The sequence below is a fragment of the Enterobacter cloacae complex sp. SHL009 genome (assembly GCF_049237205.1).
Classification (GTDB): domain Bacteria; phylum Pseudomonadota; class Gammaproteobacteria; order Enterobacterales; family Enterobacteriaceae; genus Enterobacter; species Enterobacter cloacae_M.
Map to the genome: position 1 here is coordinate 354,378 of NZ_JBMKIW010000002.1, position 21,813 is coordinate 376,190.

Here is a 21,813-nt window from a genome sequence, read left to right on the forward strand (position 1 = left end):
CGCGACGCATGAAAGCAGCGGCAAAAACGCTAAAACCAAAACGTCAGGAAGAACAGGCCAACTTTGTCAGTTGGCGTTTTGCGTTGCTTTGCGGCTGCATTTTACTCGCTCTGGGTTTTCTGCTGGGACGCGTGGCCTGGCTGCAAATCATCGCCCCTGACATGCTGGTGCGCCAGGGCGACATGCGCTCCCTGCGCGTCCAGGAAGTGTCGACATCCCGCGGGATGATCACCGACCGTTCGGGTCGTCCGCTGGCGGTGAGCGTGCCGGTGAAGGCGATCTGGGCCGATCCTAAAGAACTGCATGATGCTGGCGGGATCACGCTTGATAACCGCTGGAAGGCCCTTGCGGATGCGCTGAAGATGCCGCTGGACCAGTTAGCTTCACGCGTAAATACGAACCCGCGAGGGCGGTTTATCTATCTGGCACGTCAGGTGAACCCTGACATGGCAGACTACATCAAAAAATTGAAGCTGCCGGGGATCCATCTGCGTGAAGAATCTCGTCGTTACTATCCTTCCGGCGAAGTGACTGCTCACCTCATTGGCTTTACTAACGTAGATAGCCAGGGGATTGAAGGCGTCGAAAAAAGCTTTGATAAATGGCTAACCGGCCAGCCGGGCGAACGCATTGTGCGTAAAGACCGCTACGGTCGCGTGATCGAGGATATTTCCTCTACGGACAGCCAGGCGGCACACAACCTTGCGCTGAGTATCGATGAGCGCTTGCAGGCGCTGGTTTACCGCGAGCTGAACAACGCCGTGGCCTTCAACAAAGCGGAATCGGGCAGTGCCGTGTTAGTCGACGTCAACACGGGTGAAGTGCTGGCGATGGCCAATAGCCCTTCCTACAACCCTAACAATCTCACCGGTACGCAGAAGGATGTTATGCGTAACCGTACCATCACCGACGTATTCGAACCGGGTTCGACCGTTAAGCCGATGGTGGTCATGACTGCACTCCAGCGCGGTATCGTCAATGAAAACACCGTACTGAATACCATTCCATACCGAATTAACGGCCACGAAATCAAAGACGTGGCGCGCTACAGCGAATTGACCCTGACCGGGGTGTTACAGAAGTCGAGTAACGTCGGTGTTTCAAAGCTGGCGTTAGCGATGCCGTCCTCAGCGTTAGTAGAGACTTACTCACGTTTTGGGCTTGGAAAGGCGACCAATTTGGGGTTGGTCGGAGAACGCAGTGGCTTATATCCTCAAAAACAACGGTGGTCTGACATAGAGAGGGCCACCTTCTCTTTCGGCTACGGGCTAATGGTGACACCGTTACAGTTAGCGCGAGTCTACGCAACGATCGGCAGCTATGGCGTTTATCGTCCGCTGTCGATTACCAAAGTTGATCCACCGGTTCCCGGCGAGCGTATCTTTCCGGAATCAACCGTCCGTACTGTTGTTCATATGATGGAAAGCGTAGCGCTGCCCGGCGGGGGCGGCGTGAAGGCGGCAATCAAAGGTTATCGCATCGCCATCAAGACCGGTACGGCGAAAAAAGTAGGGCCGGACGGCCGCTATATCAATAAATACATTGCCTATACCGCAGGCGTTGCGCCTGCAAGCAATCCGCGTTTTGCGCTGGTGGTCGTGATAAACGATCCACAGGCGGGTAAATACTACGGCGGCGCCGTCTCCGCGCCTGTGTTCGGGGCTATCATGGGCGGCGTGTTACGCACCATGAACATCGAGCCGGATGCGCTGGCGACGGGCGAAAAAAGTGAATTTGTAATTAATCAAGGCGAGGGTACAGGTGGCAGATCGTAATTTGCGCGACCTTCTCGCTCCGTGGGTGCCAAATGCACCGGAGCGAGCACTGCGAGAGATGGTACTGGACAGCCGCGTGGCTGCTTCTGGCGATCTTTTTGTGGCGGTGGTCGGTCATCAGGCGGACGGGCGTCGTTATATCCCGCAGGCGATTGCGCAAGGTGTGGCTGCCATTATTGCTGAGGCCAAAGATGAGGCAACCGACGGTGAGATCCGTGAAATGCACGGGGTGCCGGTCATCTATCTCAGCCAGTTAAACGAGCGTCTTTCCGCGCTGGCGGGGCGTTTTTATCACGAACCTTCCGACCAGCTGCGCCTGGTTGGCGTGACGGGTACCAACGGTAAAACCACTACCACGCAGCTGATGGCGCAGTGGGCCCAGCTGCTGGGTGAAACCGGTGCCGTGATGGGTACCGTGGGTAACGGCCTGCTGGGCAAAGTGAGCCCGACGGAAAACACCACCGGCTCGGCGGTAGACGTACAGCATGTGCTTGCCGGTCTGGCAGGGCAGGGGGCAACCTTTGCTGCGATGGAAGTCTCTTCGCACGGTCTGGTTCAGCACCGCGTCGCGGCGCTGAAATTTGCTGCTTCCGTGTTTACCAACCTGAGCCGCGATCATCTTGATTATCACGGTGATATGGAGCATTACGAAGCCGCGAAATGGCTGCTGTTCTCTACTCACCATTACGGACAAGCCATCATCAACGCCGACGACGAAGTGGGCCGCCGCTGGCTGGCGAAGCTGCCGGATGCGGTTGCGGTGTCGATGGAAGACCATATCAATCCGAACTGCCACGGCCGCTGGCTGAAGGCGGTTGAGGTGAATTATCACGACAGCGGGGCGACAATCCGCTTTGCCTCTTCCTGGGGGGATGGTGAAATTGAAAGCCGCCTGATGGGGGCGTTTAACGTCAGTAACCTGCTGCTGGCGCTGGCAACGTTGCTGGCGCTGGGTTATCCGATGGCTGAACTGCTGAAAACCTCAGCGCGTCTGCAGCCTGTTTGCGGCCGTATGGAAGTGTTCAGCGCGCCGGGCAAACCGACCGTTGTGGTTGATTATGCCCACACGCCGGATGCGCTGGAAAAAGCGCTGGAGGCGGCGCGCCTGCACTGCACAGGGAAGCTCTGGTGCGTGTTTGGCTGCGGCGGCGATCGCGACAAAGGCAAACGCCCGCTGATGGGGGCTATTGCCGAGCAGTTTGCAGATATTCCGGTTGTGACCGATGACAACCCGCGTACCGAAGAGCCGCGCGCCATCATTAATGACATTCTGGCGGGCATGCTGGACGCGGGCCGCGCTCGCGTGGTGGAAGGGCGTGCGGAAGCCGTGACCAACACCATCATGCAGGCGCAGGAGAATGATGTTGTTCTGCTGGCGGGCAAAGGCCATGAAGATTATCAGATCGTTGGCAATCGCCGTCTGGACTACTCGGACCGCGTAACGGCAGCACGCCTGCTGGGAGTCGTGGCATGATTAGCATCACGTTAAGCCAGGCCGCTGCTATTCTGCAGGGCGACCTCTACGGGCAAGACCTGACCATTGATGCCGTAACGACGGACACCCGTAAAATCACCGCAGGCTGTCTGTTTGTGGCGCTGAAAGGCGAGCGTTTTGACGCACATGATTTTGCGGAACAGGCCAAAGAGAACGGCGCTGGTGCGCTGCTCGTCAGCCGCAGGCTCGATATCGATCTGCCACAAATTGTGGTGAAAGATACGCGTCTCGCGTTCGGTGAGCTGGCCGCCTGGGTTCGTCAGCAGGTCCCTACTCGCGTTGTCGCCTTGACCGGTTCATCAGGCAAGACGTCGGTGAAAGAGATGACGGCGGCGATCCTCAGCCAGTGCGGGAATACGCTTTATACCGCGGGCAACCTCAATAATGACATCGGCGTGCCGATGACATTACTCCGTCTGACTAAAGAACACGAATTTGCGGTGATCGAGTTAGGGGCGAACCACCAGGGCGAAATCGCCTGGACCGTGAGCCTGACTCGCCCGGAAGCCGCGCTGGTGAATAACCTCGCGGCGGCGCATCTGGAAGGTTTTGGCTCGCTGGAAGGCGTAGCGAAAGCCAAAGGTGAGATTTACACCGGCCTGCCGGATGACGGTATCGCCATCCTGAACGCCGACAACAACGACTGGCTGAACTGGCAAAGCATCATTGGTTCGCGTAAAACCTGGCGCTTCTCGCCGAATGCGGCCAACAGTGATTTTACCGCGACCAATATCCACGTGACGTCGCACGGTACGGAGTTCACCCTCACCACCCCAACGGGTGGCATTGATGTGCTGCTGCCGCTGCCGGGTCGCCATAACATCGCCAATGCGCTTGCGGCGGCGGCGTTGTCGACGGCGGTGGGCGCGTCGCATGAAGCGATTAAAACCGGGCTGGCGAACCTGAAAGCCGTGCCGGGGCGTCTGTTCCCGATTCAGCTTTCGGAAAACAAGCTGCTGCTGGATGACTCCTACAACGCGAACGTTGGCTCAATGACGGCGGCGGTGCAGGTGTTATCTGAAATGCCGGGCTATCGCATCATGGTGGTGGGCGATATGGCAGAGCTGGGCGACGAAAGCGAAGCCTGCCATACCCAGGTCGGTGAAGCGGCGAAAGCGGCGGGGCTGGACTGCGTGCTGAGCGCAGGAAAACTGAGCCAGTCGATTAGCCATGCCAGCGGCGTTGGCGAGCATTTTGCTGATAAAACCGCGTTAATAGCGCGCCTTAAGACGTTGATTACAGAAAAACAAATTGTGACTGTGTTAGTGAAAGGTTCACGTAGTGCCGCCATGGAAGAGGTTGTGCACGCATTACAGGAGAACGGGACATGTTAGTTTGGCTGGCCGAACATTTGGTCAAATATTATTCAGGCTTTAACGTCTTTTCGTATCTGACGTTTCGCGCCATCGTCAGCCTGCTGACTGCGCTGTTCATCTCGTTGTGGATGGGCCCGCGCATGATTGCCCGTCTGCAAAAACTCTCTTTCGGCCAGGTTGTGCGTAACGACGGTCCGGAATCGCACTTCAGCAAGCGCGGCACGCCGACGATGGGCGGGATCATGATCCTGACTGCCATCGTCGTTTCTGTGCTGCTGTGGGCGTATCCCTCCAACCCGTACGTCTGGTGCGTTCTGACGGTACTGGTGGGTTACGGGATCATCGGTTTTGTTGATGATTACCGCAAAGTCGTCCGCAAAGATACTAAGGGCCTGATCGCGCGCTGGAAGTATTTCTGGATGTCGGTGATCGCGCTGGGCGTTGCTTTCGCGCTGTATCTGGCAGGCAAAGACACGCCAGCCACCGAGCTGGTCGTGCCGTTCTTTAAGGACGTGATGCCGCAGCTGGGGCTGTTCTACATCCTGCTGGCCTACTTTGTGATTGTTGGTACCGGCAACGCCGTTAACCTGACCGACGGCCTGGATGGTCTGGCGATTATGCCAACCGTCTTTGTGGCCGCCGGTTTTGCGCTGGTGGCGTGGGCGACCGGTAACATGAACTTTGCAAATTATCTGCACATCCCTTATCTGCGCCACGCGGGTGAGCTGGTGATCGTCTGTACGGCGATTGTCGGCGCGGGGCTGGGCTTCCTGTGGTTCAACACCTATCCGGCGCAGGTCTTTATGGGGGACGTCGGTTCTCTGGCTTTGGGCGGTGCGCTCGGCATTATCGCCGTACTGCTGCGTCAGGAGTTCCTGCTGGTGATCATGGGCGGCGTGTTTGTGGTTGAAACCCTGTCGGTGATTTTGCAGGTCGGTTCCTTCAAGCTGCGCGGTCAGCGCATCTTCCGTATGGCGCCGATTCACCACCACTATGAACTGAAAGGCTGGCCGGAGCCGCGCGTGATTGTGCGCTTCTGGATTATTTCGCTGATGCTGGTGCTGATTGGCCTGGCAACGCTGAAGGTACGTTAATCATGGCAGATTACCAGGGCAAAAAAGTCGTTATCATCGGGTTGGGCCTCACGGGGCTCTCCTGCGTGGACTTTTTCCTCGCACGCGGCGTGACGCCGCGCGTGATGGATACGCGTGTCTCTCCGCCGGGTTTGGACAAACTGCCGGAACAGGTTGAACGCCACCTTGGTGGTCTGAATGATGACTGGCTGCTGGCAGCCGATCTGATTGTCGCAAGCCCTGGTATGGCGCTGGCGCATCCTTCGCTGAGCGCTGCCGCGGATGCGGGCGTTGAGATTGTCGGCGATATCGAACTCTTCTGCCGCGAAGCGCAGGCGCCCGTTATCGCCATTACCGGTTCTAACGGTAAAAGCACCGTCACCACCCTGGTGGGTGAAATGGCGAAAGCGGCGGGAATGAACGTCGGCGTTGGCGGTAACATTGGTTTACCCGCTCTGATGCTGCTGGACAAAGGCTGCGAGCTCTATGTTCTCGAGCTTTCCAGCTTCCAGCTGGAAACCACCTCCAGCCTGCACGCTGCGGCTGCGACGATCCTCAACGTGACTGAAGATCATATGGACAGGTATCCATTTGGTCTTCAGCAGTACCGTGCCGCCAAGCTCCGCGTTTATGAAAATGCCAAAGTCTGCGTTGTTAACGCCGATGACGCGCTAACCATGCCGGTGCGTGGCGCAGACGATCGCTGTATTAGCTTCGGTATCACGATGGGCGATTACCACCTGAACCGTCAGCTGGGCGAAACCTGGCTGCGCGTGAAGGGTGAGAAAGTGCTGAACGTGAAAGAGATGAAGCTCTCAGGTCAGCACAACTATACCAATGCCCTGGCGGCGCTGGCGCTGGCGGATGCAGTAGGACTTCCGCGCTCCTCCAGCCTGAAAGCGTTAACCACGTTTTCTGGTCTGGCGCACCGTTTCCAGCTGGCGCTGGAGCACAACGGCGTGCGCTGGATCAACGACTCCAAAGCCACCAACGTGGGCAGCACCGAGGCCGCGCTGAATGGCCTGCACGTTGACGGCACCCTGCATTTACTGCTGGGCGGCGACGGTAAATCAGCGGATTTCTCCTCCCTGAAGCCGTATCTCGCCGGAGATAACATCCGCCTGTACTGCTTCGGCCGTGACGGCAGCGAGCTGGCTGAACTGCGCCCTGAGGTTGCCGAGCAAACCGAAACCATGGAACAGGCGATGCGGCTGATTGCCCCTCGCGTGAAGCCAGGCGATATGGTGCTGCTCTCTCCGGCCTGCGCCAGTCTCGATCAATTCAAGAATTTCGAACAGCGTGGTGATGTCTTTACCCGCCTGGCGAAGGAGTTAGGCTAATGCGTTTATCTCTCCCTCGCCTGAAAATGCCGCGCCTGCCAGGATTTGGGATCCTGGCATGGGTGTTTGCGGCGCTCAAAGGCTGGGTGATGGGCTCTCGTCAAAAAGATAACGACAGCCTGGTCATGTACGATCGCACGCTGTTCTGGCTCACGATGGGGCTGGCGGCGGTCGGCTTCATTATGGTCACGTCAGCTTCAATGCCCGTCGGGCAGCGTCTGGCGAACGATCCTTTCCTGTTTGCCAAACGTGATGGTCTTTACATCATCCTGGCGTTCTGCCTGGCGCTGGTGACCTTGCGTCTGCCGATGGAGTTCTGGCAGCGGCACAGCACGGCGATGCTGATCGCCTCGATTATTATGCTGCTGATCGTACTGGTGGTGGGGAGCTCTGTTAACGGCGCATCACGCTGGATCGCCTTTGGCCCGCTGCGCATTCAGCCTGCGGAATTTACCAAGCTCTCCCTGTTCTGCTACCTCGCTAACTACCTGGTGCGTAAGGTAGATGAAGTGCGTAACAACCTGCGCGGCTTCTTAAAACCGATGGGCGTGATTCTGGTGCTGGCGGTATTACTGCTGGCGCAGCCTGACCTCGGTACCGTTGTCGTGCTGTTCGTTACCACCCTGGCGATGCTGTTCCTGGCGGGCGCGAAGCTGTGGCAGTTCATCGCTATCATCGGGATGGGGATTTCAGCGGTTGTGCTGCTGATCCTCGCCGAGCCTTACCGTATTCGCCGTGTAACCTCGTTCTGGAACCCGTGGGAAGATCCGTTCGGCAGCGGTTATCAGCTGACGCAGTCGCTGATGGCCTTTGGTCGCGGTGAAGTCTGGGGACAGGGGCTGGGTAACTCGGTACAGAAACTGGAGTATTTACCGGAAGCGCATACTGACTTCATCTTCTCCATTATTGCGGAAGAACTGGGTTATATCGGTGTGGTATTAGCGCTATTAATGGTATTCTTCGTCGCTTTCCGCGCCATGTCCATCGGGCGGAAAGCGCTGGAGATCGATCACCGCTTCTCAGGATTCTTAGCCTGCTCAATTGGTATCTGGTTTAGCTTCCAGGCATTGGTTAACGTCGGGGCCGCAGCGGGTATGCTGCCGACCAAAGGTCTGACGTTGCCGTTGATCAGTTATGGTGGTTCCAGTCTGTTGATTATGTCGACGGCCATCATGTTTTTGTTGCGCATAGATTATGAAACGCGTCTGGAAAAAGCCCAGGCGTTTACACGAGGTTCACGATGAATCAACCGAAGCGGTTAATGGTGATGGCAGGCGGTACCGGTGGACACGTGTTCCCGGGACTGGCGGTTGCGCACCATTTAATGGATCAGGGCTGGCAGGTACGCTGGCTGGGAACCGCAGACCGCATGGAAGCCGATCTGGTACCGAAGCACGGTATTGAGATCGACTTTATTCGTATTTCCGGCCTTCGGGGCAAGGGCCTCAAGGCAATACTGCTGGCACCGGTGCGTATTTTTAACGCCTGGCGTCAGGCGCGGACCATCATGAAGCGCTTTAAGCCAGATGTGGTGCTGGGCATGGGCGGTTATGTCTCGGGTCCTGGCGGGCTGGCGGCGTGGTCGTTAGGCATTCCCGTTGTGCTGCATGAACAGAACGGTATTGCCGGACTGACCAACAAGTGGCTGGCGAAAATCGCTACCAAAGTTATGCAGGCGTTTCCCGGCGCGTTCCCGAAAGCGGACGTGGTGGGTAACCCGGTGCGTGTCGACGTGCTGGCGCTGCCGCTGCCGGATGCTCGCCTGACGGGCCGTGAAGGGCCGGTTCGTGTACTGGTCGTCGGCGGCTCTCAGGGCGCACGCATTCTAAACCAGACGATGCCGCAGGTTGCCGCAAAGCTGGGGGATACCGTGACGATCTGGCACCAGAGCGGAAAAGGCGCTCAGCAGACCGTTGAGCAAGCATACGCAGACGAAGGCCAGCCGCAGCATAAAGTCACAGAGTTTATCGACGACATGGCGGCAGCGTATGCCTGGGCCGATGTCGTGGTCTGTCGTTCAGGCGCGCTGACGGTGAGCGAGATCGCCGCCGCGGGTCTGCCGGCCCTGTTTGTGCCGTTCCAGCACAAAGACAGACAGCAGTACTGGAATGCGCTGCCGCTTGAGAAAGCCGGTGCCGCGAAGATATTTGAGCAGCCACAATTTACCGCCGACGCGGTCGCCACCACCCTGGCGGGCTGGAACAGAGACACACTGCTGGAGATGGCGCAACGCGCGCGCGCGGCCGCTATCCCTGATGCGACGGAACGGGTGGCAAAAGAAGTGAGCCTGGCAGCCCAGGCTTAACCCTCGCAGCGCGTGTTGCGCTGCACGAATTTTAAGTAGTCGATGGCGTTTAGAGAATGAATACACAACAACTGGCAAAACTGCGTTCAATCGTGCCCGAGATGCGTCGCGTCCGGCACATTCACTTTGTTGGCATCGGTGGTGCTGGCATGGGCGGTATTGCCGAAGTGTTAGCTAACGAAGGCTATCAGATAAGCGGGTCTGACCTGGCGCCAAACCCTGTAACGCAGCAGCTGGCGTCGCTTGGGGCGACTATCTATTTCAACCATCGCCCGGAAAACGTGCGCGATGCGAGCGTGGTGGTGGTCTCAAGCGCTATCTCCTCTGACAACCCGGAAATCGTTGCCGCGCACGAAGCGCGCATTCCGGTGATCCGCCGTGCAGAAATGCTGGCGGAACTGATGCGTTTCCGTCACGGCATCGCCATTGCCGGGACCCACGGTAAAACCACGACCACGGCGATGGTCTCCAGTATTTATGCGGAAGCGGGTCTCGACCCGACGTTCGTCAACGGCGGTCTGGTCAAAGCAGCGGGCGTACATGCGCGTCTGGGCCACAGCCGTTACCTGATTGCTGAAGCGGATGAGAGCGACGCGTCGTTCCTGCACCTACAGCCGATGGTGGCGATTGTCACTAACATCGAAGCTGACCATATGGATACCTACCAGGGCGACTTCGAGAACTTAAAGCAGACCTTCATCAACTTCCTGCACAACCTGCCTTTCTACGGACGCGCGGTGATGTGCGTTGACGATCCGGTGATCCGCGAGCTGCTGCCGCGCGTGGGTCGTCAAATCACCACTTACGGCTTCAGCGAAGACGCTGACGTCCGCGTGGAAGAGTACAAACAGATTGGTGCGCAGGGGCATTTCACTCTGGCGCGTCAGGACAAAGAGCTGCTGCACGTCACGCTGAATGCTCCAGGGCGCCATAATGCCCTCAATGCCGCAGCGGCAGTGGCCGTCGCGACGGAAGAAGGCATTGATGATGATGCGATTCTGCGCGCGCTGGAAAGCTTCCAGGGCACCGGCCGTCGTTTCGACTTTCTCGGTGAATTCCCGCTGGACGCCGTTAACGGTAAAGCCGGTACAGCGATGCTGGTGGACGACTACGGCCACCATCCGACCGAAGTGGACGCCACCATTAAAGCCGCGCGTGCAGGCTGGCCTGACAAAAATCTGGTGATGATCTTCCAGCCGCACCGCTTCACGCGTACGCGCGATCTGTACGACGATTTCGCCAGCGTCCTGTCACAGGTAGACACCCTGTTAATGCTGGACGTGTACGCTGCAGGCGAGACACCGATTCCGGGTGCTGACAGCCGTTCCCTGTGTCGTACCATCCGTGGACGCGGTAAAGTTGACCCTATTCTGGTTTCTGACCCTGCACAGGTGGCGGAAATTCTGGCACCAGTCCTGACGGGTAACGATTTGATTCTGATTCAGGGTGCGGGAAATATCGGCAAAATCGCCCGTACCTTAGCTGAAATCAAACTGAAGCCGCAAACCCAGGAGGATGAGCATCATGGCTGATAAGATTGCTGTCCTGTCTGGCGGCATCTCCGCCGAGCGCGAGGTTTCCCTGAATTCCGGCGCGGCTGTGCTGGCGGGCCTGCGCGAAGGTGGCGTCAATGCGCACCTGGTTGACCCAAAAGAGGTCGACGTGACGCAATTAAAAGCCATGGGCTTCGATAAAGTCTTTATCGCTTTGCATGGTCGCGGCGGTGAAGACGGCACCCTGCAGGGACTTCTGGATCTGATCGGCCTGCCGTACACCGGCAGCGGCGTGATGGCTTCCGCTATCTCTATGGATAAACTGCGCAGCAAGCTGCTGTGGCAGGGCGCGGGGTTACCCGTTGCGCCATGGGTAGCACTGACGCGTCGCGAATTTGAATTGGGCCTGTCGGATAGCGTTAATGCACGCATTGCTGAGCTAGGCTTACCGGTTATTGTAAAGCCCAGCCGGGAAGGCTCCAGCGTGGGAATGTCCAAAGTCGACAAAGCTGAAGATCTTTCGTCCGCTTTAGCGCTGGCATTTCAACATGATGAAGAAGTTCTGATTGAAAAATGGCTCAGCGGGCCGGAATTTACCGTCGCGATGCTTGGCGAAGAAATTTTACCGTCAATCCGTATCCAACCGGCCGGAACCTTCTATGATTATGAGGCGAAGTATCTCTCTGATGAGACGCAATATTTCTGCCCTTGTGGTCTTGAAGCTGAGCGTGAAGCCGATTTACAGTCCCTGGTGCTTAAAGCCTGGCATGTTCTGGGTTGCCGTGGCTGGGGACGCATCGACGTGATGCAGGACAGCGATGGACAATTTTATCTGCTGGAAGCGAATACCTCTCCGGGAATGACCAGCCACAGCCTTGTGCCGATGGCCGCGCGTCAGGCGGGGATGAGCTTCTCGCAGTTAGTCGTACGCATTCTGGACCAGGCGGGCTGATATGTCTCAGGCTGCATTGAACACGCGCAACCGCGATGACGAGGACGAATACGCCTCTTCACGCCGCAGTAATGGAACGCGTCTTGCAGGCATCATTTTCCTGCTCGGGGTGCTGTGCACCGTGTTTATCAGCGGCTGGATGGTCCTGGGCTGGATGGAAGATGCACAGCGGTTGCCGCTTTCTAAGCTGGTGGTCACCGGTGAGCGTCACTACACGCGTAACGACGATATTCGCCAGTCAATACTGGCACTGGGCTCACCTGGCACCTTTATGACGCAGGACGTCAATATTATCCAGAGCCAGATAGAACGTCTGCCATGGATAAAACAGGCGAGCGTAAGAAAGCAATGGCCTGATGAATTGAAGATTCATCTGGTTGAATATGTGCCCATTGCGCGTTGGAATGATCAGCACATGGTTGACGCAGACGGAAATTCCTTCAGCGTCCCGGCCGATCGTGTCAACAAGCAAAATTTACCGATGTTGTATGGCCCGGAAGGTAGCGAAAACGAAGTATTACAGGGTTTTCGCGAAATGGGTCAGGTGCTGGCGAAGGACAGGTTTACGTTAAAAGATGCAGCCATGACGGCGCGCCGTTCCTGGCAGCTGACGTTAACAAACGGCATTAAGCTCAACCTGGGACGCGGCGACACAATGAAGCGTCTGGCGCGTTTTGTCGAACTTTACCCGGTTTTACAGCAGCAGGCACAGACTGACGGCAAACGGATAAGCTACGTTGATTTGCGCTATGACTCAGGCGCAGCAGTCGGTTGGGTACCGGCTCCGGTCGAGGAACCTAATCAGCAACAGAATCAGGCACAGGTACAGGCAGAACAACAATGATCAAGGCGACGGACAGAAAACTGGTAGTTGGACTGGAGATTGGCACCGCGAAGGTTGCCGCTTTAGTAGGGGAAGTTCTGCCCGACGGTATGGTCAATATCATTGGCGTAGGCAGTTGCCCGTCCCGTGGTATGGATAAAGGTGGGGTAAACGATCTTGAATCGGTGGTGAAATGCGTTCAGCGCGCCATCGATCAGGCTGAACTGATGGCAGATTGCCAGATTTCTTCTGTCTATCTGGCCCTTTCTGGCAAGCACATTAGCTGCCAGAACGAAATCGGTATGGTGCCGATTTCCGAAGAAGAAGTGACGCAGGAAGACGTTGAAAACGTTGTGCACACGGCGAAATCCGTGCGTGTCCGCGACGAACATCGCGTGCTGCATGTCATTCCGCAGGAATATGCGATTGACTACCAGGAAGGGATCAAGAACCCGGTCGGTCTTTCTGGCGTACGTATGCAGGCAAAAGTGCACCTGATCACATGTCACAACGATATGGCGAAGAACATTGTAAAAGCCGTTGAACGTTGTGGCCTGAAAGTTGACCAACTTATTTTCGCCGGTCTGGCGGCCAGTTATTCCGTGCTGACCGAAGATGAACGTGAACTGGGTGTCTGTGTGGTCGATATTGGTGGTGGTACAATGGATATCGCCGTGTATACCGGCGGTGCGTTGCGCCACACGAAAGTGATCCCTTATGCCGGGAACGTTGTAACCAGCGATATTGCTTACGCTTTTGGTACGCCGCCGAGCGATGCAGAAGCGATTAAAGTGCGCCACGGCTGTGCGCTGGGGTCTATCGTTGGCAAAGATGAGAGCGTTGAAGTGCCGAGCGTCGGTGGTCGTCCACCGCGTAGCCTGCAGCGCCAGACGTTGGCAGAGGTCATTGAGCCGCGCTATACCGAGCTGCTCAACCTGGTCAACGAAGAGATTTTACAGTTACAGGAACAGCTTCGTCAGCAGGGCGTTAAACATCATCTTGCGGCGGGGATTGTATTAACCGGCGGTGCAGCGCAAATTGAAGGTCTTGCGGCCTGTGCTCAGCGGGTGTTCCATACGCAGGTTCGTATTGGTGCGCCGCTGAATATCACTGGTTTAACGGATTATGCTCAGGAGCCGTATTATTCAACGGCTGTGGGCCTGCTCCACTACGGGAAGGAATCTCATCTCAGTGGTGAAGCAGAAGTGGAAAAACGCGTCTCAGTGGGGTCGTGGGTCAAACGACTGAACAACTGGTTGCGAAAAGAATTTTAATTTTTTTAAGAGACCGGAGAGAATTAGCGGTCTCGGGCGACAGGCACAACGGAGAGAGAAATTATGTTTGAACCTATGGAACTGACCAACGACGCGGTGATTAAAGTCATCGGCGTCGGTGGCGGCGGCGGTAACGCCGTAGAGCATATGGTGCGTGAACGCATTGAAGGTGTTGAATTCTTCGCAGTTAACACCGATGCGCAGGCACTGCGTAAGACGGCTGTAGGCCAGACTATCCAGATCGGCGGTGGTATCACCAAAGGGCTGGGAGCAGGGGCTAACCCGGAAGTCGGTCGCAATGCGGCTGAAGAAGATCGTGAAGCGCTGCGCGCTGCACTGGAAGGTGCGGACATGGTCTTCATCGCAGCAGGCATGGGTGGCGGTACCGGTACCGGCGCAGCACCTGTTGTGGCTGAAGTGGCAAAAGATTTAGGTATCCTGACCGTTGCTGTCGTGACCAAGCCTTTCAACTTTGAAGGCAAGAAGCGTATGGCCTTCGCGGAGCAGGGTATCACCGAGCTGTCCAAGCATGTGGACTCGCTGATCACCATCCCTAACGACAAACTGTTGAAAGTTCTGGGTCGCGGTATCTCCCTGCTGGACGCATTCGGTGCAGCAAACGACGTGCTGAAAGGCGCGGTTCAGGGTATCGCTGAACTGATTACCCGTCCTGGCCTGATGAACGTTGACTTTGCAGACGTTCGCACCGTGATGTCCGAAATGGGCTACGCGATGATGGGCTCTGGCGTGGCCAGCGGTGAAGACCGTGCAGAAGAAGCGGCTGAAATGGCTATCTCTTCTCCACTGCTGGAAGATATCGATCTGTCTGGTGCGCGCGGCGTGCTGGTCAACATTACCGCTGGCTTTGACCTGCGCCTGGATGAGTTCGAAACCGTGGGTAACACCATCCGTGCGTTCGCCTCTGACAACGCTACCGTGGTAATCGGTACTTCCCTTGACCCTGAAATGAACGACGAGCTGCGTGTTACCGTTGTTGCGACCGGTATCGGTATGGACAAACGTCCTGAGATCACCCTGGTGACCAACAAGCAGACTCAGCAACCGGTAATGGATCGTTACCAGCAGCACGGTATGTCTCCTCTGACTCAGGAGCAGAAACCTGCCGCAAAAGTGGTGAACGACCCAACGCCGCAAACGGCGAAAGAGCCAGATTATCTGGATATCCCGGCGTTCCTGCGTAAGCAAGCTGACTAAGAATTGGCTGGAATTAGGGGATTTGCGCTCTTTGTGCTAAACTGGCCCACCGTTAGTGATATACACTCTCGGTTGGATAGTTAATTTGGCGAGATTATACGATGATCAAACAAAGGACACTTAAACGTATCGTTCAGGCGACGGGTGTCGGTTTACATACCGGCAAGAAAGTCACGCTGACGTTACGCCCTGCGCCGGCCAATACCGGGGTCATCTATCGTCGCACCGACTTGAATCCACCGGTAGATTTTCCGGCCGATGCCAAATCTGTGCGTGATACTATGCTCTGTACTTGTCTGGTGAACGAGCATGACGTGCGGATTTCTACCGTAGAGCACCTGAACGCCGCCCTGGCGGGTCTGGGTATCGACAACATTATTGTTGAAGTCGATGCGCCAGAAATCCCGATTATGGATGGCAGTGCTGCACCGTTCGTCTATCTGTTGCTGGATGCCGGCATCGAAGAACTGAACTGCGCGAAGAAATTTGTACGCATCAAAGAGACCGTTCGCGTCGAAGATGGCGACAAGTGGGCTGAATTCAAACCGTACAATGGTTTCTCGTTGGACTTTACCATCGACTTTAACCATCCGGCGATTGATTCCAGCACTCAACGCTATGCGATGAACTTCTCTGCTGATGCGTTTATGCGCCAGATCAGCCGAGCCCGTACATTTGGCTTCATGCGTGATATCGAATATCTGCAGTCCCGCGGCCTGTGCCTGGGCGGCAGCTTCGATTGTGCCATCGTTGTTGACGATTATCGCGTACTGAACGAAGACGGCCTGCGTTTCGAAGATGAATTCGTTCGTCACAAAATGCTGGATGCTATCGGCGACCTGTTCATGTGTGGTCACAACATCATTGGTGCATTTACCGCGTTCAAATCCGGTCATGCGCTGAACAACAAACTGTTGCAGGCCGTCCTGGCAAAACAGGAAGCCTGGGAATATGTGACCTTCGAAGACGAAGCAGAACTGCCGCTGGCTTTCAAAGCGCCAAACATGGTTCTGGCGTAACGGTTCACGCCGTTTCGTAAAAAATCGACTGGTTAACCTGGTACTCTCTCCGACCAGGGAGACCAGTCGTTTTTATTTTTACCCTTCTTAGTTTGCCCCAGCGTTATCTCTCGTTTGTCTTACGCAGAAAATGTGTGCGTTAGCTGCATTCTTGACCGTTTTTCCCCGCGGCGGCACCTCATTCCTGCTGATGTATATTGGCTTTAGTGGTACTATCTGGGCGCTAAAAAGAATAACTGAACTCAGCCTCTGCAAGGCTGGCTTATTGGGTGGAGCAGGTGAGCGGAATACTGACGCGCTGGCGACAATTTGGCAGACGTTACTTCTGGCCGCATCTCTTATTAGGGATGGTCGCGGCGAGTTTCGGCTTGCCTGCGCTCAGCAACAGTGCTGAAGCGGCGACGCCCGCAAAAACCTCCACCACCAAACACGATCTCAACTCGCGGGTTAACTTCACTAACCTCGCGTGGCTTGAAGCCAACCGCCGCCCAAACTTCTCCGTCGATTACTGGCACCAGCACGCTATCCGCACGGTTATCCGCCATCTGTCCTTCGCGATGGCACCGCAGGCCATGCCTGTTGCGGAAGAGGCGCTGCCGGTGCAGGCTCAGCATCTTGCCCTGCTGGACACGCTCAACGCGCTGCTTACGCAGGACAGCCTGCCGCCGGTCATGGTTCGTCAGACAACGCAGCGTGCGTTTGTTTCACCTGTTTCATTCTCTGTTTCAACCTGGATTAGCCAGGTCCACGGCATTCGCGCCGGGCCGCAGCGCCTCAGCTAAATTAACTTTTTCAATACCTTAATTTATCTGCCCATACTGGGGCGTTTGAGAATTTATTATGCTAATCAAATTGTTAACTAAAGTTTTTGGTAGTCGTAACGATCGTACCCTGCGCCGTATGCGCAAAGCTGTTGCCGTCATCAACGGTATGGAACCGGCGATGGAGAAGCTCTCTGATGACGAGCTGAAAGCGAAAACGGCGGAATTCCGTGCGCGTCTGGAAAAAGGCGAAACCTTAGAAAGCCTGATCCCGGAAGCGTTTGCTGTCGTGCGCGAAGCGAGTAAGCGCGTATTCGGCATGCGTCACTTCGACGTTCAGCTGCTGGGTGGTATGGTGCTCAACGAGCGCTGCATCGCGGAAATGCGTACCGGTGAAGGTAAAACCCTGACCGCAACGCTGCCGGCTTACCTGAACGCGCTGACCGGTAAAGGCGTTCACGTCGTTACCGTCAACGACTATCTGGCGCAGCGTGACGCCGAAAACAACCGCCCACTGTTCGAATTCCTCGGTATGACCGTCGGTATCAACATGTCCGGCCTGCCTGCGCCAGCCAAGCGCGAAGCGTATAACGCGGACATCACTTACGGCACCAACAACGAATACGGCTTCGACTACCTGCGTGACAACATGGCGTTCAGCCCGGAAGAGCGCGTACAGCGTAAGCTGCACTATGCGCTGGTGGATGAGGTTGACTCCATCCTGATCGATGAAGCGCGTACTCCGCTGATCATCTCCGGCCCGGCTGAAGACAGCTCCGAGATGTACCGTAAAGTCGACAAAATCATTCCACACCTGCTGCGTCAGGAGAAAGAGGACTCGGATACCTTCCAGGGTGAAGGCCACTTCTCCGTAGATGAAAAAGCGCGCCAGGTGAACCTGACCGAGCGCGGTCTGGTGAAAATTGAAGAGCTGCTGGTGGCTGAAGGCATCATGGAAGAGGGCGAGTCCCTGTACTCCCCGAGCAATATCATGCTGATGCACCACGTGACCGCTGCACTGCGCGCCCACGCGCTGTTCACCCGCGACGTCGATTACATCGTTAAAGACGGCGAAGTGATCATCGTCGATGAACACACCGGCCGTACCATGCAGGGACGTCGCTGGTCTGACGGTCTGCACCAGGCTGTGGAAGCCAAAGAAGGTGTGGATATTCAGAATGAAAACCAGACGCTGGCATCTATCACCTTCCAGAACTACTTCCGTCTGTATGAGAAGCTGGCGGGGATGACCGGTACTGCTGATACCGAAGCGTTTGAATTCAGCTCCATTTACAAGCTGGATACCGTGGTCGTTCCAACCAACCGTCCAATGATCCGTAAGGATATGCCGGACCTGGTGTACATGACCGAAGCGGAAAAAATTCAGGCGATCATCGAAGATATTCGCGACCGTACTGCGAATGGTCAGCCGGTTCTGGTGGGGACCATCTCCATCGAGAAATCCGAAGTGGTTTCTCACGAGCTGACTAAAGCGGGTATCAAACACAACGTTCTGAACGCCAAATTCCACGCCAAAGAAGCGGACATTGTTGCGCAGGCGGGTTATCCGGCTGCCGTAACCATCGCCACCAACATGGCGGGTCGTGGTACCGATATTATGCTGGGTGGTAGCTGGCAGGCTGAAGTGGCGGAGCTGGAAAACCCAACGCCAGAACAGATTGCGCAGATCAAAGCCGACTGGCAGGTTCGTCATGATGCCGTTCTGGCGTCCGGCGGTCTGCACATCATCGGTACAGAGCGTCACGAGTCTCGTCGTATCGATAACCAGCTGCGTGGCCGTGCGGGTCGTCAGGGTGATGCCGGTTCATCCCGCTTCTACCTGTCTATGGAAGATGCGCTGATGCGTATTTTCGCCTCTGACCGCGTGTCCGGCATGATGCGTAAGCTGGGGATGAAACCAGGCGAAGCCATTGAGCACCCGTGGGTGACCAAAGCGATCGCTAACGCACAGCGTAAAGTGGAAAGCCGCAACTTTGATATTCGTAAGCAGCTGCTGGAATATGATGATGTGGCTAACGATCAGCGTCGTGCGATCTACACCCAGCGTAACGAACTGTTGGACGTGTCCGACGTGAGCGAAACCATCAACAGCATTCGTGAAGATGTGTTTAAAGCCACCATCGACGCGCATATTCCACCGCAGTCTCTGGAAGAGATGTGGGATATCGAAGGCCTGCAGGAACGTCTGAAAAATGACTTTGACCTCGATCTGCCAATCAAAGAGTGGCTGGATAAAGAGCCTGAGCTGCACGAAGAGACCCTTCGTGAACGTATCTTTGAAACCGCGCTGGACGTCTACAAGCGTAAGGAAGAGGTTGTTGGCGCTGAAATGATGCGTCACTTCGAAAAAGGCGTGATGCTGCAGACCCTGGACTCCCTGTGGAAAGAGCACCTGGCGGCGATGGACTATCTGCGTCAGGGTATTCACCTGCGTGGCTATGCGCAGAAAGATCCGAAGCAGGAATACAAGCGTGAATCCTTCTCCATGTTCGCGTCTATGCTGGAATCACTGAAGTACGAAGTGATCAGCACCCTGAGCAAGGTTCAGGTGCGCATGCCGGAAGAGGTGGAAGCGATGGAGCAGCAGCGTCGTGAAGAAGCCGAGCGTCTGGCACAAATGCAGCAGCTGAGTCATCAGACCGACGACAGCGAAGCCGCAGCGGCGATCGCCGCGCAGACCGGCGATCGTAAAGTGGGTCGTAACGATCCGTGCCCGTGTGGTTCCGGTAAAAAGTACAAGGCGTGCCACGGCCGTCTGAGCTAAATTCATAAAAAAAACAAAAAGGCGCAGATATCTGCGCCTTTTTTATGGAAGTGACAATATGAAAATACTGCAAATTGCCGTCGGGATTATTCGCAACCCGCAAAACCAAATCTTTATCACCCAGCGCGCTGCCGACGCCCATATGGCGAACAAGTGGGAGTTTCCGGGCGGTAAAATCGAGTCAGGTGAAACGCCGGAAGAGGCGCTGGTTCGGGAGCTTCAGGAAGAGGTGGGGATCACGCCGCTTGGCGCAACGCTGTTTGATAAGCTTGAGTACCAGTTTCCTGACAGGCACATCACGCTGTGGTTCTGGCTAGTGGAAAACTGGGAAGGTGAACCCTGGGGAAAAGAGGGACAGCCGGGTAACTGGGTGGAACTTCAGGCAAGTGATGCAGAAAAATTCCCGCCAGCTAATGAGCCCGTGATCCTGCGGTTAGTCGCACAACCGTAGGCCTGCCAGGCGAAGCGCCAGCAGGCTTTACAGATTACTGCTGGGTTTCGCTCCAGTCATCGCTGTCCGAGAGATCGCCTTTGCTTGGAATGCGTTTCTCTTCCGCCGCCCATTCGCCCAGATCAATGAGCTGGCAGCGCTTGCTGCAGAATGGGCGGAACGGACTCACTTCGCCCCATACAACGGTCTTGCCGCAGGTCGGGCAGCTTACGGTGGTGACATCAGACATTGGCACTCCTTAACAACAGGCCAGTTCAAAATCGAGACGTTCCGGCACGGTGCCATTTTCACTGTCCAGCGGCATAAAGCGAATCGCAAAACGGCTCTTATGCCCGGAAATCTGCGGGTAAAGCTGTTCGCCAAGCGATAAATTCAGGCGCAGAAGATCGGCATCATCACCGTTATCCTGGTAGAAACCATTCAGGCTGGTTTGCTTGCGGAACGGCGCAGAGTTACGTATCAGGTCGAGGATCAGCGACAGCGTCTGGTGCATAGGCTCCAGGCTTGCCAGCCAGCTGTTCACCTGCGCGTCACGCTGAGCCTGTGGCATATGTAGCCACATATGCAGCGTCGGCAGGTCGAAGCTACAGCAGCCGCCAGGGATGCTCAGGCGCTGGCGCACCAGACCAATCAGGCGGTCTTCGCGCAAAAACTGTCCGACGCGCGGCGCGGCCATCAGGATGGCGCTACTGCTTTTCAACTGCTGGCGGAGCGCGTCGATACGGCTCTTATCTACGCCGGGGACTTCTGTCCATGCCTGCAATTTACGCTGCTGGCGCTCCAGCTCTTTGAGTAATTCTGTGCGGACATCACCGCGTTCAATCACATCCAGCAGATCGCCTACGTTGCGGAAGAAGTGCAATGCGGTGGCATGATCGTTAACCGGCAGATGTTGTGAAAGTTGTTGAATAAGAAATTCAATACGCAGCCAGGTGCGCATTTTTTCGTTGAGCGGATGCTCAAAAAGAATGTGTGTCGACATTATGGTTTTTCCTGTGCAACGGCCTGCGCGGCGAACGTCAGATACTGCGCGTGCAGACGGGCAACATCCGATGCAATGGCATCTGGTGCGCCGTTATTATCAATAACATCATCCGCCACGGCAAGACGCTGAGCGCGCGTAGCCTGAGCGGCAAGAATTTGTTCAGCATGCTCCCGCGAGACGCGATCGCGCGCCATGGTTCTCTGGATTTGCGTTTCGGGTGCGACATCAATCACCAGCACACGATCGGCTTTCTTATGCAGCTGATTTTCAACCAGTAGCGGAACCACCCACAGGACATAGGGCGAGCGGGCTGCGGCTATCTGACGCTGAGTTTCCTGGTGGATGATGGGGTGGAGCAGGGCATTAAGCCAGGCTTTTTCCGCAGAATCAGAAAAAATGCATTCGCGAAGCTGACGGCGATTCAGTGTGCCATCGGCATTGATGACTGTCTGACCAAAATGTTCTGCGATGAACTTTAGCGCGGGTGTATTGGGCTCTACCACCTGGCGGGCAATGATATCGGCATCAATAATCGTGATACCCAAACGAGAGAACGCGTCCGCAACGGTACTTTTGCCACTACCGATGCCGCCGGTTAATGCGACGATATACCCCATTAATTCAAATCCTGGGAATTATTCATTATTAAAATCAGTTGATTAAAACTCTTAGGTGCGCCAGAAACTGTTTGGTCCTGTTTACCGGCTTTTTACCAGGTAAATTTATAGGATTGTAGCGTAAAAAAAGAGAA

Annotated in this window: 19 protein-coding genes; 16 read left to right on the forward strand and 3 right to left on the reverse strand. The window is 55.9% G+C overall.

What is annotated here, in order from left to right; genetic code table 11:
• The first annotated feature begins 8 nt into the window (after positions 1–8).
• The 16 genes from ACOTZC_RS08155 (at position 9) to mutT (ending at position 20,077) form a co-directional block, all read left to right on the forward strand.
• Positions 9–1,775 (forward strand): peptidoglycan glycosyltransferase FtsI, encoded by a 1,767-nt coding sequence (locus ACOTZC_RS08155; RefSeq protein ID WP_023310391.1) that lies wholly within the window; start codon positions 9–11, stop codon positions 1,773–1,775.
• Positions 1,762–3,249 carry a UDP-N-acetylmuramoyl-L-alanyl-D-glutamate--2,6-diaminopimelate ligase gene (gene murE, locus ACOTZC_RS08160; RefSeq protein WP_126303573.1) on the forward strand — a complete coding sequence of 496 codons (1,488 nt, stop codon included), beginning with the start codon at positions 1,762–1,764 and terminating at the stop codon, positions 3,247–3,249. Before ACOTZC_RS08155 ends, murE begins: the two co-directional genes overlap by 14 nt.
• Positions 3,246–4,604, forward strand: coding sequence for a UDP-N-acetylmuramoyl-tripeptide--D-alanyl-D-alanine ligase (gene murF / locus ACOTZC_RS08165; RefSeq protein WP_047173321.1), 1,359 nt, complete (start codon positions 3,246–3,248; stop codon positions 4,602–4,604). The genes murE and murF overlap by 4 nt, the downstream gene beginning before the upstream one ends.
• The gene (gene mraY / locus ACOTZC_RS08170) at positions 4,598–5,680 is read left to right on the forward strand and encodes a phospho-N-acetylmuramoyl-pentapeptide-transferase (protein ID WP_008501985.1); all 1,083 of its coding nucleotides are present in this window, start codon (positions 4,598–4,600) and stop codon (positions 5,678–5,680) included. The genes murF and mraY overlap by 7 nt, the downstream gene beginning before the upstream one ends.
• A 2-nt stretch (positions 5,681–5,682) precedes the next feature.
• A complete protein-coding gene (gene murD, locus ACOTZC_RS08175) occupies positions 5,683–6,999 on the forward strand; it encodes a UDP-N-acetylmuramoyl-L-alanine--D-glutamate ligase (protein WP_045355138.1) in 1,317 nt (438 codons plus the stop codon).
• Positions 6,999–8,243, forward strand: a complete 1,245-nt coding sequence (ftsW, locus tag ACOTZC_RS08180; protein WP_023310395.1) for a cell division protein FtsW — start codon at positions 6,999–7,001, stop codon at positions 8,241–8,243. The genes murD and ftsW overlap by 1 nt, the downstream gene beginning before the upstream one ends.
• Complete coding sequence (gene murG, locus ACOTZC_RS08185; protein ID WP_163354400.1) at positions 8,240–9,304, forward strand: undecaprenyldiphospho-muramoylpentapeptide beta-N-acetylglucosaminyltransferase; 1,065 nt, start codon at positions 8,240–8,242, stop codon at positions 9,302–9,304. Before ftsW ends, murG begins: the two co-directional genes overlap by 4 nt.
• 56 nt (positions 9,305–9,360) lie before the next feature.
• Positions 9,361–10,836, forward strand: coding sequence for a UDP-N-acetylmuramate--L-alanine ligase (murC, locus tag ACOTZC_RS08190; RefSeq protein WP_023310397.1), 1,476 nt, complete (start codon positions 9,361–9,363; stop codon positions 10,834–10,836).
• A complete protein-coding gene (locus ACOTZC_RS08195; protein WP_047173319.1) occupies positions 10,829–11,749 on the forward strand; it encodes a D-alanine--D-alanine ligase in 921 nt (306 codons plus the stop codon). The genes murC and ACOTZC_RS08195 overlap by 8 nt, the downstream gene beginning before the upstream one ends.
• Before the next feature lies 1 nt (position 11,750).
• On the forward strand, positions 11,751–12,593 hold the full coding sequence (gene ftsQ, locus ACOTZC_RS08200) for a cell division protein FtsQ (RefSeq protein ID WP_023310399.1): 843 nt from the start codon (positions 11,751–11,753) through the stop codon (positions 12,591–12,593).
• The gene (gene ftsA / locus ACOTZC_RS08205) at positions 12,590–13,846 is read left to right on the forward strand and encodes a cell division protein FtsA (RefSeq protein WP_023334508.1); all 1,257 of its coding nucleotides are present in this window, start codon (positions 12,590–12,592) and stop codon (positions 13,844–13,846) included. The genes ftsQ and ftsA overlap by 4 nt, the downstream gene beginning before the upstream one ends.
• A 63-nt stretch (positions 13,847–13,909) precedes the next feature.
• Positions 13,910–15,061 carry a cell division protein FtsZ gene (gene ftsZ / locus ACOTZC_RS08210; RefSeq protein WP_008501978.1) on the forward strand — a complete coding sequence of 384 codons (1,152 nt, stop codon included), beginning with the start codon at positions 13,910–13,912 and terminating at the stop codon, positions 15,059–15,061.
• 101 nt (positions 15,062–15,162) lie between these two features.
• The gene (gene lpxC, locus ACOTZC_RS08215) at positions 15,163–16,080 is read left to right on the forward strand and encodes a UDP-3-O-acyl-N-acetylglucosamine deacetylase (RefSeq protein WP_010426966.1); all 918 of its coding nucleotides are present in this window, start codon (positions 15,163–15,165) and stop codon (positions 16,078–16,080) included.
• A 278-nt stretch (positions 16,081–16,358) separates the two neighbouring features.
• Positions 16,359–16,862: a secA translation cis-regulator SecM gene (gene secM / locus ACOTZC_RS08220; RefSeq protein WP_248162644.1), complete on the forward strand. Its 504-nt coding sequence runs from the start codon at positions 16,359–16,361 to the stop codon at positions 16,860–16,862.
• A gap of 58 nt (positions 16,863–16,920) precedes the next feature.
• Positions 16,921–19,626 carry a preprotein translocase subunit SecA gene (secA, locus tag ACOTZC_RS08225; RefSeq protein WP_023310402.1) on the forward strand — a complete coding sequence of 902 codons (2,706 nt, stop codon included), beginning with the start codon at positions 16,921–16,923 and terminating at the stop codon, positions 19,624–19,626.
• Between the two features lie 58 nt (positions 19,627–19,684).
• Positions 19,685–20,077: an 8-oxo-dGTP diphosphatase MutT gene (gene mutT, locus ACOTZC_RS08230; protein ID WP_023310403.1), complete on the forward strand. Its 393-nt coding sequence runs from the start codon at positions 19,685–19,687 to the stop codon at positions 20,075–20,077.
• Positions 20,078–20,111: 34 nt separating this feature from the next.
• On the opposite strand, the gene yacG is transcribed toward mutT, so the two are convergent.
• From yacG to coaE, 3 genes are read right to left on the reverse strand one after another with little or no spacing between them, the layout of a single operon-like run.
• Complete coding sequence (yacG, locus tag ACOTZC_RS08235; RefSeq protein WP_163354404.1) at positions 20,112–20,306, reverse strand: DNA gyrase inhibitor YacG; 195 nt, start codon at positions 20,304–20,306, stop codon at positions 20,112–20,114.
• Between the two features lie 9 nt (positions 20,307–20,315).
• On the reverse strand, positions 20,316–21,059 hold the full coding sequence (gene zapD / locus ACOTZC_RS08240; protein ID WP_045401037.1) for a cell division protein ZapD: 744 nt from the start codon (positions 21,057–21,059) through the stop codon (positions 20,316–20,318).
• Entirely contained in the window at positions 21,059–21,679 is a 621-nt protein-coding gene (coaE, locus tag ACOTZC_RS08245; protein ID WP_163354408.1) for a dephospho-CoA kinase, read from the reverse strand. The genes zapD and coaE overlap by 1 nt, the downstream gene beginning before the upstream one ends.
• Positions 21,680–21,813 lie beyond the last annotated feature (134 nt).